This window comes from Rhodococcus sp. IC4_135 (genome assembly GCF_011602025.1).
Classification (GTDB): Bacteria; Actinomycetota; Actinomycetes; order Mycobacteriales; family Mycobacteriaceae; genus Rhodococcus_F; species Rhodococcus_F baikonurensis.
The window spans coordinates 41,368-56,619 of record NZ_JAAOLG010000012.1; the positions used below are offsets into that span (position 1 = coordinate 41,368).

Below are 15,252 nucleotides of genomic sequence, written 5' to 3' on the forward strand. Positions count from 1 at the left end.
GATCGACTCACACTGAGCGCCTGAATCTGTCGGATCGTCACTATCGGCAGTCGTCGTTTTATGCGGAACCACAGTTCGGCTACCGTCGGGGTGTGCGCTCAGAATCTCGTCGATCAGATATTCAGACCTTCCATGTCATGGATGTATGGAAGGCCGCGACCGAACGTCAGCGGACACACGGCGACGTTCTGACGTTGGCTGCCGGTCAACCGTCGACTCCCGCGCCGGCACCGGTGCTACGTGCGACGCGAGAGATTCTGGGCACCGAACTACTCGGATACACCGAAACTTTCGGGATCCTGCCGCTACGCGAAGCTATTGCGCGCTACCACAGCGAGCGATCGGGGATTGCGGTCGACGCCGAAGACGTGGTGGTGACGACCGGTTCGTCCGGGGCGTTCACCTTGCTCTTCCTCGCCGCGTTCGACGAGGGGGACACCGTTGTGGTTGCTCGGCCCGGCTATCCCGCGTACCGCAATACCCTTGCCGCTCTCGGCTGCAACGTCGTCGAACTCGACTGCGGGCCGGCAACCCGATACCAGCCGACCGTGGACATGCTGGAGGCTTTGCCGTCGCCGCCTGCCGGTCTGATCGTCGCCAGCCCCGCAAATCCGACGGGCACGGTGATCTCGCCCGACGAGTTGGCCGCCTTGGCGGCGTGGTGCGACGAGCACGGAACTCTTCTGATCTCGGACGAGATCTACCACGGCATCGGATACGGCGATCAGCACACGTCGAGCGCCTGGGAGACCTCACGCGAATCTGTTGTGATCGGCTCGGTGTCCAAGTACTTCTCGATGACCGGTTGGCGACTCGGGTGGATGTTGGTGCCGACGTATCTGCGACGCCCGCTGCAGAGACTCGCGTCGAACATGACGGTGTGCCCGCCCGCGATCTCGCAGTACGCCGCGATCGAGGCGTTCTCGGACGAGGCGAAGATCGAGTTGGACGGGCACGTTCAGCGGTACGCCGTCAATCGTGAACTGCTGTTGACCGGCCTGCCGAAACTGGGCATCACCGAGTTGGCCCCGGCCGACGGTGCGTTCTACGTCTACGCGGACATCGGCCATCTGTGCGGCGACGAGGGCGCCACCGCGTGGTGTGCCCGGTTGCTGACAGATACCGGGGTCGCGCTGGCGCCGGGAATCGATTTCGACACCGTCCACGGAAACCGGATGGTCAGACTCTCGTTTGCAGGCGCAACTGCCGACATCCAGGAGGCACTGATCCGCCTCGAGAAGTGGCTCGGGTAACAAACAGCGGGGTCTTCGAGCTGTTTCGCCATGCGGAGGTGCCCCATGCTGGCACGATGTCGTGGTGTCTTCCGCAGCTACGCCCAAGGGTGAACGACGTCGCCAGGCTCTGGTGGCGTCCGCTGCTGAACTTTTGCTGGAGGGTGGGTTCGACGCAGTTCGTCACCGCGCCGTAGCCACCAGAGCCGATCTTCCGCTGGCGTCGACGACCTATTACTTCGATTCACTCGACGATCTGATCGCGTGTGCTGTCGAGCTCAACGGCAACGCCGACATGGAAGCGATGCGCGCCAGAGTGGCTGCGGTGACCCAACGTCGGCGGGGCGCGGAATCGACGGTCGAACTATTGGTCGAGTTGCTGCTCGGCGACGAAGAGAAGCGGCCGGAGAGTCGCGAACGATTGATCTCGCGCTACGAACGATTTGTGGCGTGTGCCCGGCATCCCGCACTTCGTGACGTGCAGCTGCGCCTTCGTGCCCAGCTCGACGAGCTGTTGACCGATGCGCTCCGGCGTTCGGGCCGGTCGGCTCCCGAGGGGCAACTGCGTCGTCTCGTCGCGATGGTCGACGGCGCGATGATCACGGCGCTGGGGGAGTACGACCCGGACCCGCGGGGGTTGGCCCGTGGAATGCTGTTGGAATCGATCGACGTGATGGCGCCGCCGGTCGTCTAGCTGGGGGGTGACAGCTGCTCCAGCTCGGGGGTAACAGCACTGCTCGGCCACCGTTAGACTGAGGCCTCGTGAGCCGCATCCCGAATGTCCTTGCCAACCGTTACGCCAGCCCGGAGCTTGTTGCTCTGTGGTCTCCCGAGTACAAGATCGTGCTCGAGCGCCAATTGTGGGTGGCGGTGTTGCGTGCGCAGGCAGAGCTGGGCATCGACATTCCGGCCGACGCGATCGCCGACTACGAGCGCGTCATCGACAACGTCGACTTGGAGTCCATCGCGGACCGCGAGCGGGTCACCCGTCATGACGTGAAGGCACGCATCGAGGAATTCAACGCACTCGCCGGACACGAACAGGTCCACAAGGGCATGACCAGCCGCGACCTCACCGAGAACGTCGAGCAGTTGCAGATCGTGCGTTCGCTCGAGCACGTCTACAACCACGGCATCGCCGTCGCCGCCCGCCTGGGTGAGCGCGCTGCCGAGTACTCGTCCATCGTGATGGCCGGCCGCTCGCACAACGTCGCAGCTCAGGCCACCACCTTGGGTAAGCGTTTCGCTTCCGCGGCCGACGAGCTTCTCGTTGCACTGACGCGTCTGCGCCAGCTCATCGACCGCTACCCGCTGCGCGGGATCAAGGGTCCGATGGGTACCGCTCAGGACATGCTCGACCTTCTCGACGGCGATGCGGCCAAGCTCGAGCAGCTCGAAGCGAAGGTCGCGGAGCACCTCGGATTCGCTCACGTACTGACCAGCGTCGGCCAGGTGTACCCGCGTTCCCTCGATCACGACGTCATCTCCGCGCTCGTCCAGGTCGGCGCAGGCCCGTCGTCGTTCGCACACACGATCCGCCTGATGGCCGGCCACGAGCTGGTCACCGAAGGCTTCCAGCCCGGTCAGGTCGGCAGCTCGGCGATGCCGCACAAGATGAACACCCGCTCGTGCGAGCGCGTCAACGGTCTTCAGGTGATCCTGCGCGGCTACGGCTCCATGGCAGCCGAGCTTGCGGGTGCACAGTGGAACGAGGGCGACGTCTTCTGCTCCGTCGTGCGCCGTGTCGCGCTGCCGGACGCGTTCTTCGCGATCGACGGCATGTTCGAGACCTTCCTGACCGTGCTGATCGAGATGGGTGCGTACCCGGCCGTGATCGAGAAGGAACTGACGCGGTACCTGCCGTTCCTCGCGACGACGCGAGTCCTCATGGCTGCCGTCCGCGCGGGCGTCGGACGAGAGACCGCACACGAGGCGATCAAGGAGAACGCCGTCGCAGTTGCACTGGCGATGCGTGAAGAGGGCAAGGAGCCCGATCTGCTCGATCGCCTCGCCGCCGACGACCGTTTGCCGCTCGACCGCGCTGCACTCGACGAGGCTCTGGCCGACAAGGCCGCTTTTGTCGGCGCCGCTTCGGCTCAGGTCGATGCCGTTGTCGCCGAGGTGCAGAAACTTGTCGACGCCAATCCCGAAGCTGCGGCGTACGCGCCGTCGCCGATTCTGTAAGGGCTACGCCCCGTGCGCCTTTTCGGTGGCCGTCACCACCGAAAAGGCGCACCGGGTCGAAAAGCATGAACTGCATCTTCTGTTCCATCATTGCCGGTGAGGCCGAGGCCAGTGTCGTCTACGACGACACGAATGTTCTTGCCTTCATGGATATTCGGCCGTTCACCTCCGGCCATCTCCTGGTCGTGCCGAAGCGCCACGCCAGTGGATTGTCCACGCTCGACCCCGACGACGGCGCCAGGATCTTTGCCGTCGCGCAGAAGATTGCCGCAGCGATGCGTACCGGCCCCCTCCCCATCGACGGGGTCAACCTGCATCTCTCCGACGGAGCTGTTGCGGGGCAGGAAGTCTTCCACGTTCATCTGCACGTCATTCCGCGCAATCGCGACGACGGGTTCGGTCTGCGCGCGCTTCCTCGCACACCCAATCGGGCAATACTCGACAGCACGGCTGCTGTCATTCGCGCCGCGCTGAACTAGAGGTTCACCCGGTGCGGGTGATTCGCGCCGAGGTTTCTTTCAGCACCATCTGGGTATGGCCGACATCGAACTGACGTATTCCTCCGGAGTGGTCCCCAGGGACGCAGAGCTTCCCGCTCGCGAGAACATCGCAACGGTGTTCGACGAGTTCGACTTCCAGACTGCGGTCCAGGCGTACCTGTGGGCCATCCCCATCGTCTCCTGGGCGCAGTGGATGGACGTGCATACCAACATCTTCGGAGCAACCGCGTCGGATATCGTCGTCTATCGATCGTATCGCGACCGACTGGGGCTGATCACCGCCAACGCGACGACGCCGTACATCTTGAACTTCTTCGATCTCGGTGTATCGGGGCCGTTGGTGATCGAACTGCCGCCGGGTCCGACAGCCGGGGGTATCGCGGATTTCTGGCAACGGGAAGTCGCAGTGCTCGGTGAGATGGGCCCCGACGCCGGCAAGGGTGGCAAGACAGTGGTGGTCGGCCCAGGCCAGAGTGCTGAAGACACAGGTGAATACACCGTCGTCCACTCCCCGATGATGCACATCATGTTCGGCTTCCGCACGCTCGATCCCGACCCGGCGCGTTCGAGTGCGTTGGTCGAGGCAGTGCGCGTCTACCCCTACGCCGATCGCGCGAATCCGACTCCCACTCGGCTCGTCTCACCGGACGGCAAGCCCTGGAGCGGAATTCAGCCGCGAGGTCTTCGCTACTGGGAGCTCCTACACGACATCGTGCAGGACGAACCCGTCGAAGAGCGCGACCGCTTCCCGATGGCGTGGCTTCGGCAGTTGGGGATAGAGAAGGGCAAACCGTTTGCCCCGGACGACCGCTTGCGGAAGATCTTGCAGCGGGCCGTCGAGGTGGGGGAGGTGTTCGCGCAAGCGAATGCATTCGTCAAGCGGTTCCCCGGCTCGCGCTACTGGCCCGATCGTCAGTGGGACTTGGCGATTGTTCTGGACAACTCTGCTCAGCGGGCGGACAACTACGACGAGTTCTACGAACGCGCGTCGTGGTTCTACGAGGCAGTCAGTTTCTCGGAGGCGATGAAGAGTACGACGCCGGGGCTCGGCCAGGCGTATCTGGGTAGTTACTCCGATACCGACGGCCACTGGTTGGACGGAGGAAAGAGTTACACACTCCACGTGCCCGCCGATGTCCCGGCAAAGCTCTTCTGGTCCGCGACGGTCTACTCGATCGACACCCGGTGCCTGGTCGACAACGAGCAGGGCAGAGGCGACCGTGGTTCGCGAGATCCCGATCTTGTTGTCAACGACGATGGTTCAGTGGATCTCTACTACGGACCTACTGCCCCGGAAGGGAAGGAATCCAATTGGGTTCAGACCATTCCGGGCCGGCACTGGTTCTCGTACTTCCGCTTCTACGGACCTCTCGAGCCCTATTTCGACCGGACATGGAAGCTTGGTGACATCGAGCCGGCCTAGAGCGTTGTCCGTCTCACGGACTGCCGATCAGTTCGACAACGGAGTCCAGAAGGGCACTGCGCCAGCACAACCAGTCGTGGCCGCCGTCGAAGATCCGATACGACACTTGTGCTCCGGCGGCCTCCAATGCCTGGGCGACCGCTGCGCTGTGCCCGACCATGTCGGACTCGTGCTTACCTACTTCGAGGACAACGCGTAAACCGTCCGGCACGCCGTCGCGCTCGATGCGTGCGGCTATGTCTCCGCCCGCCGGGCCGTCCTCGCCGCGCTTCAAACCCGTTGGCCACCAGAATGATCCGGACCCACTGGCGACCAGAGCGAAGTGTTCGGGAAATTCGAGTGCTGCGAACATCGAGGACAGACCGCCGAAGCTCTGCCCCGAGACGACGGTTCGCGTTCGATCAGATGACAAGGGTGCGACGGCGCGTACCTGCGGAAGCAGTTCGTTGACGACTGCACTCCAGTATTCGCGGTTGCACGGCAATTCCTTCGAACGACGTTGATTGTCAACGGAGTCGATCGCCAGCAGAACGCAGGATTTCAGTTTGCCGGTCTGGACTGCACGATCGAAAGCGGCACCCGCGGGCATGACCTCGGCCCAGTGGCGCCCGTCGAGAAGAATCACGAGTGGGCGTTCTTCGAGCGGTGTCAGCCCGTCGTCCACGGTCTCGTAGATCCACACCGGTCGTTCGACGCCTAGAGCCGAACTGTCCCAGGCGAGCTGCACCGACTTTCTGAAAACCGGAGCATCCCAGCCGAACTGGACCGGCGCCGAGGGCATCTCGGCGCCGGAGCGTCTTGTGTCCACGCCCGCGGAGAGCGGATTGAGCGGGTCGGCGATTCGGTGTTCGAGCAACCCCAGCCATCGGGTGCGGCGAGTCGTGTCTTCCTTGCCTGCTCCGGGATAGTCGAGTTCGTCGACTACGGACTTCGGTACCGGGATGAAGCTGTAACTACTACGCCAGGTGTTCGAGACTTCGGTGGCGTAGAACCACACCGGACTATCGCCGATCCTGTGCATCACGCTGAGCTGTTCCGCGTGGTGGTCGGTCAGCGAGTTTGCATCCAGGTAGACGCGCTCGACCTCCATCTCGTCGGGCTGCCGCCAGAGGAATGTGACCCGAACTTTCTGTGGATCAACGCTTTCGATGATCGGCGTGCCCTGTTGCACTATCCGGTTCCAGAACGTGTCGATGTCGGGCGAGGCCGCGAGGGAAGCGGACAGATCAGTCGCCGGCTGGGTTAGCATGAGCACAGCCTAACCTAATTTGATGGGCTTTTGAATTCGAGGAGTGGTCCGCCAGTGGGCGTCACAATGAAAAAATCACGCACCCTGAAGGTGCTCTCCGCAGTCTTGGTCGCAGGGTTCGCCCTCGCCGGATGTAGTTCTGCGGATGCCGATTCCGATGCTGACTCAGCTGTCTCGCAGGGTAATTGGCCGCGCACCGTGGAAACGCCGAAAGGCCCGGTGGAGATCACGTCGAAGCCGGAGAGAATCGTCTCGACCAGTGTGACGCTGACGGGCACACTGTTGTCGATCGACGCTCCGGTGGTGGCTACCGCATCGACAGGACCGAACACCGATGTGTCCGATGCGCAGGGATTGTTCACACAGTGGGGCGACATCGCGCGAGAACGCGGACTTGCCGTGTTGCCGATGGGCGGCGCGAACGCAGAATCCGTTCTGGCTCAGAACCCGGATCTGATCGTCGTCTCGGCGACAGGCGGTGACTCCGTCGTCGACCTGTACGAGCAGTTCACGGCCATCGCTCCGACGATCGTGGTGGACTACGGCGGAAGCAGTTGGCAGGAAGTTGCCTCTGTTCTGGGTAAGGCGACAGGTCTCGAAGACAACGCCGCGGCTACGGTCGCGAAATTCGACAACGCAGTAGAGGCTGCCAAAGCCGAGATCACGCTTCCACCGCAGCCGACCACCGCGCTGGTCTACTACGAGGACGGCAGCGGTGCCAATATCTGGACGCACGAGTCCGGGCAGGCGAAGTTGCTCACGGCGATGGGTTTCACTGTCGCCGACATTCCCGAGTCCGCGAAGAGCAGTGAGTCCATGGGCAAGCGTAAGGACATCATTCAGGTCTCGGCCGAGAACCTCTACGACGGTATCGCGGGCAACACCCTGATCTTGGTCAGCGCCGACGACGGCGCGGTGAAGGCGGTCGAGGCACTTCCCCTGTTGGCCCAGCATCCGGCAATTCGTGATCACCACGTCTACGCCGTGGGGCTGGACACCTTCCGTCTCGACTACTACAGCGCCACCAATATGGTGAACCGGTTAGTCGAACAGTTCAGCTGATCCATAAGTACTAGTACTTTCACCCGAACTAGTCCTTTGGTCGTAACCGAGAATCGAACATTCCCTTCACGTTCGTCGAATGTGGGACCAAGTGGTGCGCGCATGCCACCATGAACGTCAATCACTGGATGCGGAATGGGGAGTGGATGTTCGACTCGGCTGGTCAGAATGCCCCGGGGCAAGCCCTGACATCGCGAGGGTGGGGACGTTTCAACCTGAGCAACCCGGCTACGGCGGCCGTGATCGTCGGCCTGTTGAGCGTGCCCTGGGTATTCGGCCTCGCCAGTCTCAAGACTGAACCCGAGACGAGCAATCGAGTGCTGAGCGATCCGGCGACCGTCGTCGGCATCATGGGTTTCCTGACGGCGCTGACCGTGGTGGCGTGTGCGCGCCGTCGATACCCGATCGCGTACTACCTACTGACGCTGGCAGGATCCGGCGGGTTGATGCTCTTCCTCGGCAGTCGATCGCTCGGGGCAACGCCGCTTTTCTGGTTCGCGATCATGGCAGTGTCCATCCGGGTGACAGGCATGCGCTTGGCCGGACTGTTGGTCCTCGGAATGGCGATGGACGTGATCTTGGCGATGTATCTCACCGAACGGGACGGGCTGACGGTCGCCGAGGTTCAGGTGGGGGAGTTGCCCCACCTGTTCCTCGAACCGGCGGCAAACACCGTCACCAGTTTTCTGGTTGTCGCCGCCATGGGAAAGATCGTCGCGCGCCTGCGAAAGCAAGCTGTGGAGAACAGTCAGGCAGTAGCGGATCTGCACCGGGACCGCGAACGCAAGATCGCGAATGCCGTTGTCGCCGAACGTCAGGACATGGCACGTGAGTTGCACGACGTCGCGGCTCACCACATGACCGGCATGATCATCCAGGCCCGTGCCGCCGACAAGTTCTTCTCGAGCAATCCCGAACAAGCGCAAGCCCTCCTGGGCGGCGTCATCGAGCAGGGGCAGCGAGCCCTCAACAGCTTGCGGCAGATCGTGGGGATACTTCGCCTGGGTGAGGAAGACCCCGATTTCCCGACGCCCATGGTCTCCGACATCGACGAGTTGGTGGACGACTGCAGGCGCACCATCTCGTCGATCTCGCTGGAGAAGGTCGGCCGCTTCGACGACCTGGACAGCGGAGTTCAGTTGACCTGCTACCGCATCGTGCAGGAAGCGTTGTCGAACGTCCTTCGTCATGCGCCGGGCAGTGAGTCCAAGGTGTGCCTGAGCCGAGAAGCGGGCGCGGTGAGGGTACGGGTGATCAACACTCTCGGTAATTCTCGCCCGGCCTCCGACGGGCAAAACCTCGGAATTGTGGGAATGCGCGAACGCGCGACGCTCATGGGTGGTCAACTGGACGCCGGACCGAATTCGGAAGGTGAGTGGGCTGTGCAGGCACTGGTGCCGGTGAACGGGAGGATCAACGCATGATCGATGTCCTTATTGCGGACGACCAGCAGGTGGTACGGCAGGGTTTCGAACTGTTTCTCTCCGGTCACCCCGAAATTCGCGTCGTCGGGCATGCCAAGACGGGAGTCGAGGCGTACGAGCATGTGCGTGCACTGCGTCCGGATGTCGTGCTGATGGACATCCGCATGCCGCACGGCGACGGATTGACTGCGACCCGGGAGGTTCTTGCCGAGTTTCCGGCAACCCGCGTCATCGTGATCACCACGTTCGATCTCGACGAGTACGTATTCGAGGCACTCGACAGCGGCGCCGCCGGGTTCTTGCTCAAAGACGCCGATCCCGAGGAACTCTCGTCGGCAGTGTTGACCGTGGCCGAGGGTGGCTCGGTGCTCTCGCCGAGATTGACCTCGAGACTGATCGTGGAGTTCGCGAGGCGCAAGCCTGCACCCATGTCCACAGCGCGCTCCGGATCGGATCACGGTCTCAGTGCACGTGAAATGGATGTGGTGCAGTTGCTGTCACAAGGCTTGGGAAACAACGACATCGCCGATTCCCTCAGCCTCGAGCAGAGCACGGTGAAGTCGCACATCAGCAACATCTGCAAGAAGCTGCAGGTGCGTACCCGTGTGCAGATCGTCATCTGGGCGTACCGAAACAACGTGATCGCCGTATCGCGCTGACGCACGGGGCGCTGCGGCGCATCCGGCACGGCACGGGCAGAGAAGTGCACGTGCCCCGGGCTCGATCCCACGTCGAACCCGGGGCATCTGTTCGGCTCAGCCCAGCAGTTTGGCTTTGAGTGCCATGACAGTTGCCGCACTCAGGCCCAAGCCCTCGGTCAGGTAGCGATCGACCGACCCGTAGGTCTGGTCCAACTGTGCGAGGCCGGCATCGAGATAGCTTGCCTCGACACCCAATAGGGGCTCCATGTTGACCGCCATCTGCTCTCCCAAGCTCGCCGCAATGCCCGCGCGCGTGGCCTTCATGCCTTCGGCCGTGTACTCGTTGGTCAGGAGGTAGTCGTTCATGATCACCGAGCGGTCGACGCCGGCGATGCTCAGCAGGAGAAACGATGTCCAGCCGGTGCGGTCTTTGCCTGCGGTGCAGTGGAAGACCTGTGCGCCTTCGGTTTCGGCGAGGCCTGTGAGCAACTGCGCGAATCCGGCTCGTTCCGTCGCTCCGGTGACGAAGGCGCGGTTCATGTCCTGCATCATCGATCGAGAGTCCTCGGGGGACTTGATCTTCGCGACCATCTCGGCAATGTTCCCGGACAGGATCGGAATGTTCTCGTATGCAACCCCGTCGGGCAGGACATCCGGCTTACTGGCGATCTCGGGTTCGGTGCGCAGATCGTAAACCTTTGTCAGCCCAAGCTTTTCGAGAATGCTCATGTCATCGCCCTTGGGCGTGATCGCGTTCGCGCGGTAGAAGACCCCCTTGTTGACGGGCAGACCGAAAGTTCCCGAGTATCCGGCGCCGGTGCCTGCGACATCGCGGAAATTGTCGATCCCGGTCAGCCGCGGGGCATCTGGGGTCTGCTCGGCACTGCCGAAGTCGCTGGATCCGAAATCAAGCGAGCCGAACTGTGGAGCAGAGGGGGCAGGTTCGGCCTGTGCGATCGAGGCGCCGAAGCCGGTGATGAGAAAGCTACTGGTCAACGCAATGGCCGCGGCAGACCGTAGTGAGCAGGTACGCGTGGATCGGGACATGTGTGAGCCCTTCGTCGAGCGGAGAGAGTGGCGAGTCGATGAGGTATCGCGAAGGCAAGGTAGCGAGTTCGCGTGTCCGATTCGAGAGGAATCTTGCTTTGCTCCCTCTCAGTGGGAGGCGTGCTGCTGTGAGCGTGAGCGGCTCGGGAGGCGCAGTTCATTCCTCGAGACCTGTGTTTGTGCAAACTCCCGCCGCCCTGATATTGGTTAGCCTCACCAAATCAATTCCGGAGCAGTCCGGTGCGTTCAGATGGAGTTCAACATGCGGGTTCAAGGTCTGTCGCGGTTTCGCCGCGCAGTGGTGATCGGTGCAGCAGCTGCGCTGGCGGTCGGCGTCGCCGGCTGCAGCAACTCCGAGGAGGCATCGTCCGAATCGTCGACGACAGCCGCGAGCTCGCAGACCCGTGTCTTCGAGGCGCAGAACGGATCCATCGAGATCCCGAGCGACCCGCAGCGGATCGTGGCCTGCGGATATGCGGTCCTGCCGCTGATTCAGGCGGGAGCGAACCTGGCTGCGGTATGTGAGTGGACCCGTGAACTCGGCAACATGGACGACAAGACCAAGGCCGCTTACGAAGCTTTGCCGAAGGTCGCGCCCGACGGCAACGTCTCCCAGCTCAATTACGAGGGGATCGTCGCTGCCGAGCCCGATCTGATCATCATGGGCGTTCCCGCTCGTGTCGAAAGTCAGCTGGACATGGCTCAGCTCAAGGCTGCCGCTCCCGTCGTCTTCCTGGGACCGACGGTTCCAGCTGACTGGCGAGTGCTGGGCGAGCAGTTCGCCGACGCCGCGAACGTCTCCGACACCTACGGAGAGTTCAAGGACGACTACGACGCCAAAACTGCCGAGCTGGCCGCGAAGTACAAGGACAAGCTCGGCGCGCTGAGCTTCGGCGGCGTGTGCAACGTCTGCAAGCCGGAGGCAGGCACCTTCTCACGCGAGTACGCGTCTTCGTACACGACGAATCTCTTCGACGGACTGGGGCTGCAGTTCCCCGGCACCCCCGCAGACCCGGCCGACATCCACGTCGAACAGGTATCCATCGAGAAGATCGGCGAGAATCTCGGAAATGTCGACGTGATCGTCTACGGCCTCAACGCCGACGGCTCGATGTCGCCGCAGTTGCAGGAGCTGGTCAATTCCGAGCTGTGGAAGGAATTGCCCGCAGTGAAGGCCGGCAACGTCGTCCAGGTCCGGCATTCGTTGGCCGCGACCTATCAGACGGCCCTTCTGACGCTGGATTCGATCGACGAGGGCCTGTCGAAGTTGCCCGCAAACCAGTAGTTCATCGACTGTGACGGTGGCCTCTCGCCTGCTGGCGAGGGGCCACCTGCATATCCGGATGAGCAGGGCGGACAGCTCTCCGAACGGCGAGGACGCTTACCCGTCCCGGCTACCGGGGTTCTGTACGAACTGCGAACGCCCGATAGGGTGACCGGGTGCGTCCTACACTTGATTCCTACACTCATCTGGCCGGTGGCAAGGTCCGTGACCTTTACACGATCGACGACGAGCATCTGCTGCTTGTCGCGAGTGATCGGATCTCGGCCTACGACCACGTGCTCAGCACACCGATCCCGGACAAAGGCCGCGTTCTCACAGCGATGAGCGTGTTCTTCTTCAACGTCCTCGGTGGCACCAACCACCTGGCCGGCGAGCCCGACGACGATCGCATCCCGGAAGAGGTTCTCGGCCGCGCCCTCGTCGTGCGCTCCCTCGACATGGTTCCCGTCGAATGCGTCGTCCGTGGCTTCCTCACCGGCTCCGGCCTGGTCGACTACAACAACACCGGAGCAGTGTGCGGCGTCGCGTTGCCCGAGGGCCTCGTCGAGGCGTCGCGGCTGCCCGATCCCATCTTCACCCCGGCGTCGAAGGCTGCCCTCGGCGATCACGACGAGAACATCAGCTTCGATCAGGTAGTGGAGAAGGTGGGTCAGAAGCTGGCAGTCCAGCTTCGTGAGGACACCCTCGACGTCTACGCCCGCGCCTCCAACTTCGCGGCCGATCGCGGAATCATCCTGGCGGACACCAAGCTCGAATTCGGCCTCGACTCCGGTGGAAACCTGGTACTCGCCGACGAGGTGCTCACCCCGGACTCCTCGCGCTACTGGCCTCTCGATGGCTACGAAGCGGGCAAGGTGCAGCCCAGTTTCGACAAGCAGTTCGTTCGCGACTGGCTCACGAGCCCCGAATCGGGTTGGGATCGAAGCTCGGACACGACACCTCCGCCGTTGCCGCAGGAGATCGTCGACGCGACTCGTGCCCGCTACATCGAGGCGTACGAACGCATTTCCGGGTTGTCCTTCGACGATTGGGTCGGTCCCAGCGCATGAGCCTGATCCCGCCGGTCGCAAAGAAGGTCCCTGTCGAACGTACCCATCACGGACACACGTTCGTCGATGACTACGAGTGGCTGCGGGACAAGGACAACGCCGAGGTAGTCGCGTACCTCGAAGCCGAGAACGCGTACACCGACGAGCAGACGGCCGCTCTCGAGCCGTTGCGCGAGAAGATCTTCCAGGAGATCAAGTCGCGGACGCAGGAAACCGACATGTCGGTGCCCACTCGCATGGGTAAGTGGTGGTACTACTCGCGCAGTGTGGAAGGTAAGTCGTACACCGTCCAGTGCCGGTGTCCCATTGCCGGTGAAGACGACTGGACTCCGCCCAACCTGACGCCTGGCGTCGAGTTGGCCGGTGAGCAGATCCTCATGGACGGCAACGTCGAAGCCGAAGGGCACGAGTTCTTTTCGCTCGGGGCGTTCTCCATCAGCGAGGACGGCACGTTGCTCGCGTACTCGGTGGACATCGTCGGAGACGAGCGGTACACCTTGCGGTTCAAGAACCTCGAGACCGGCGAGATGCTCGCCGACGAGATTCCCGACACCGCACCTGGTGCCACCTGGGCGATCGATCACAGTCATGTCTTCTACATGACCGTCGACGACTCCTGGCGCCCGGACACCGTGTGGCGTCACAAGCTGGGAACGCCGCAGAGCCAAGATGTTTCGGTGTTCCACGAGCCCGACGAACGGTACTGGGTTTCGGTGGGGTCGACCCGCAGCGAGAAGTACCTGATGATCTGGGTCGGTTCCAAGGTGACCAGCGAAGGCTGGATGCTGGAATCGGCGAACCCGGAAGGCGACTTCCGCGTCATCATCCCGCGCCGCGAGGGCGTCGAGTACGGGGCCGAACACGCGGTGATCGGGGGAGAGGATCGCTTTCTCATTCTCCACAACGACGTCGTCGACGGCGTCAAGGCCGAGAACTTCGTGTTGGTGGAAGCTCCCGTGTCGGATCCGACGAACATGACGACGCTGATCGAGCACAGCGCGGACGTTCGTCTGGAAGAAGCCGAAGCCTTTGCCGGACACCTCGTGCTGAGCTACCGTCGCGAGGCGCTCACTCGGGTTGCCGTGTGGCCGTTGACCGCCGACGGCTACGGTGAGCGTCACGAGATCGACTTCGACGAAGAACTCTTCAGCATCGGTATGGGGTCCAACCCGGAATGGGCGCAGCCCACCATTCGGCTCGGATTCACGTCGTTCATCACTCCCGGGCAGGTGTACGACTACTACGTCGCCAGTGGTGAACTGGCACTGCGTAAGTCGCAGCCCGTTCTCGGTGACTTCGACGCGAGCAACTACGAGCAGCGTCGCGACTGGGCAGTGGCCGACGACGGCACCCGCATTCCGCTCTCGATCGTCAGGCGCGTCGGTGCGCCCGAAGGTCCCGCGCCGCTGTTGTTGTACGGCTACGGTTCCTACGAGGCGAGCATCGACCCGTCGTTCTCGGTTGCCCGCTTGTCCTTGCTCGATCGCGGTGTCGTCTTCGTCGTCGCACACGTGCGCGGCGGCGGCGAGATGGGCCGTCACTGGTACGAAAACGGCAAGACGCTCACCAAGAAGAACACCTTCACCGATTTCGTTTCCTGCGCACAGCATTTGATCGACACCGGTGTCACGTCGGCCGATCGAATGGTCGCCGACGGTGGTAGTGCGGGTGGACTGCTGATGGGCGCCGTCGCCAACCTCGCTCCGGAACTGTTCGCCGGCATCCTCGCCAACGTTCCGTTTGTCGACCCGCTGACGTCGATTCTCGACCCGTCGCTGCCGTTGACGGTCATCGAGTGGGACGAATGGGGAGATCCGCTGCACAACAAGGATGTCTACGACTACATGCGCTCGTACAGCCCGTACGAGAACGTGGAAGCCAAGGACTATCCCGCCATTCTTGCGATCACGAGCATCAACGACACCCGCGTTCTGTACGTGGAGCCGGCCAAGTGGGTTGCAAAACTGCGCGCCACGAAGACCGGTGACGCTCCGCTACTTCTCAAGACCGAGATGAGCGCCGGACACGGCGGTGTCAGCGGTCGCTACGAGAAGTGGAAAGAGGTCGCGTTCGAGTTCGCCTGGGTTCTGGATACCGTGGGCGCGAACTAGCTTCTGCACCAATCAGGTTCGGTGACCCTCAGGTTCGGTGACAAG

The 15,252-nt window shown here is 62.7% G+C and carries 13 protein-coding genes; 11 read left to right on the forward strand and 2 right to left on the reverse strand.

Annotated elements, in window-relative coordinates; translation table 11 throughout:
- The first annotated feature begins 92 nt into the window (after nt 1–92).
- The 5 genes from G8767_RS21020 to G8767_RS21040 all read left to right on the forward strand — a co-directional run bounded on the left by G8767_RS21020 (nt 93) and on the right by G8767_RS21040 (nt 5,339).
- The gene (locus G8767_RS21020; protein ID WP_166811562.1) at nt 93–1,253 is read left to right on the forward strand and encodes a pyridoxal phosphate-dependent aminotransferase; all 1,161 of its coding nucleotides are present in this window, start codon (nt 93–95) and stop codon (nt 1,251–1,253) included.
- A gap of 64 nt (nt 1,254–1,317) precedes the next feature.
- Nucleotides 1,318–1,926: a TetR family transcriptional regulator gene (locus G8767_RS21025; RefSeq protein WP_166811564.1), complete on the forward strand. Its 609-nt coding sequence runs from the start codon at nt 1,318–1,320 to the stop codon at nt 1,924–1,926.
- Between the two features lie 68 nt (nt 1,927–1,994).
- Nucleotides 1,995–3,416, forward strand: a complete 1,422-nt coding sequence (gene purB / locus G8767_RS21030) for an adenylosuccinate lyase (protein ID WP_095971426.1) — start codon at nt 1,995–1,997, stop codon at nt 3,414–3,416.
- 65 nt (nt 3,417–3,481) lie between these two features.
- Nucleotides 3,482–3,895 carry an HIT family protein gene (locus tag G8767_RS21035; RefSeq protein WP_166811566.1) on the forward strand — a complete coding sequence of 138 codons (414 nt, stop codon included), beginning with the start codon at nt 3,482–3,484 and terminating at the stop codon, nt 3,893–3,895.
- A 55-nt stretch (nt 3,896–3,950) separates the two neighbouring features.
- The gene (locus tag G8767_RS21040) at nt 3,951–5,339 is read left to right on the forward strand and encodes a DUF1254 domain-containing protein (RefSeq protein WP_166811568.1); all 1,389 of its coding nucleotides are present in this window, start codon (nt 3,951–3,953) and stop codon (nt 5,337–5,339) included.
- A gap of 13 nt (nt 5,340–5,352) precedes the next feature.
- Here the strand turns inward: G8767_RS21040 and fes are convergent, their stop codons facing one another.
- Nucleotides 5,353–6,588: an enterochelin esterase gene (gene fes, locus G8767_RS21045; protein ID WP_166811570.1), complete on the reverse strand. Its 1,236-nt coding sequence runs from the start codon at nt 6,586–6,588 to the stop codon at nt 5,353–5,355.
- A 66-nt stretch (nt 6,589–6,654) separates the two neighbouring features.
- Between fes and fepB the strand changes: the two genes are divergently transcribed.
- The 3 genes from fepB (at nt 6,655) to G8767_RS21060 (ending at nt 9,733) form a co-directional block, all read left to right on the forward strand.
- Nucleotides 6,655–7,650 carry a Fe2+-enterobactin ABC transporter substrate-binding protein gene (fepB, locus tag G8767_RS21050; protein WP_166811572.1) on the forward strand — a complete coding sequence of 332 codons (996 nt, stop codon included), beginning with the start codon at nt 6,655–6,657 and terminating at the stop codon, nt 7,648–7,650.
- Nucleotides 7,651–7,760: 110 nt separating this feature from the next.
- Nucleotides 7,761–9,074, forward strand: coding sequence for a histidine kinase (locus G8767_RS21055; RefSeq protein ID WP_234036671.1), 1,314 nt, complete (start codon nt 7,761–7,763; stop codon nt 9,072–9,074).
- A complete protein-coding gene (locus G8767_RS21060) occupies nt 9,071–9,733 on the forward strand; it encodes a response regulator transcription factor (protein ID WP_166811574.1) in 663 nt (220 codons plus the stop codon). Before G8767_RS21055 ends, G8767_RS21060 begins: the two co-directional genes overlap by 4 nt.
- A 96-nt stretch (nt 9,734–9,829) precedes the next feature.
- On the opposite strand, the gene G8767_RS21065 is transcribed toward G8767_RS21060, so the two are convergent.
- The gene (locus G8767_RS21065) at nt 9,830–10,762 is read right to left on the reverse strand and encodes a tyrosine-protein phosphatase (protein ID WP_095971422.1); all 933 of its coding nucleotides are present in this window, start codon (nt 10,760–10,762) and stop codon (nt 9,830–9,832) included.
- Between the two features lie 250 nt (nt 10,763–11,012).
- Here G8767_RS21065 and G8767_RS21070 point away from each other — a divergent pair, with 250 nt between their 5' ends.
- The 3 genes from G8767_RS21070 to G8767_RS21080 all read left to right on the forward strand — a co-directional run bounded on the left by G8767_RS21070 (nt 11,013) and on the right by G8767_RS21080 (nt 15,207).
- Nucleotides 11,013–12,047, forward strand: coding sequence for an ABC transporter substrate-binding protein (locus G8767_RS21070; protein ID WP_124568777.1), 1,035 nt, complete (start codon nt 11,013–11,015; stop codon nt 12,045–12,047).
- A gap of 155 nt (nt 12,048–12,202) precedes the next feature.
- The gene (locus G8767_RS21075; RefSeq protein WP_166811576.1) at nt 12,203–13,096 is read left to right on the forward strand and encodes a phosphoribosylaminoimidazolesuccinocarboxamide synthase; all 894 of its coding nucleotides are present in this window, start codon (nt 12,203–12,205) and stop codon (nt 13,094–13,096) included.
- The gene (locus tag G8767_RS21080) at nt 13,093–15,207 is read left to right on the forward strand and encodes a S9 family peptidase (protein ID WP_095971420.1); all 2,115 of its coding nucleotides are present in this window, start codon (nt 13,093–13,095) and stop codon (nt 15,205–15,207) included. Before G8767_RS21075 ends, G8767_RS21080 begins: the two co-directional genes overlap by 4 nt.
- Nucleotides 15,208–15,252: the final 45 nt, after the last annotated feature.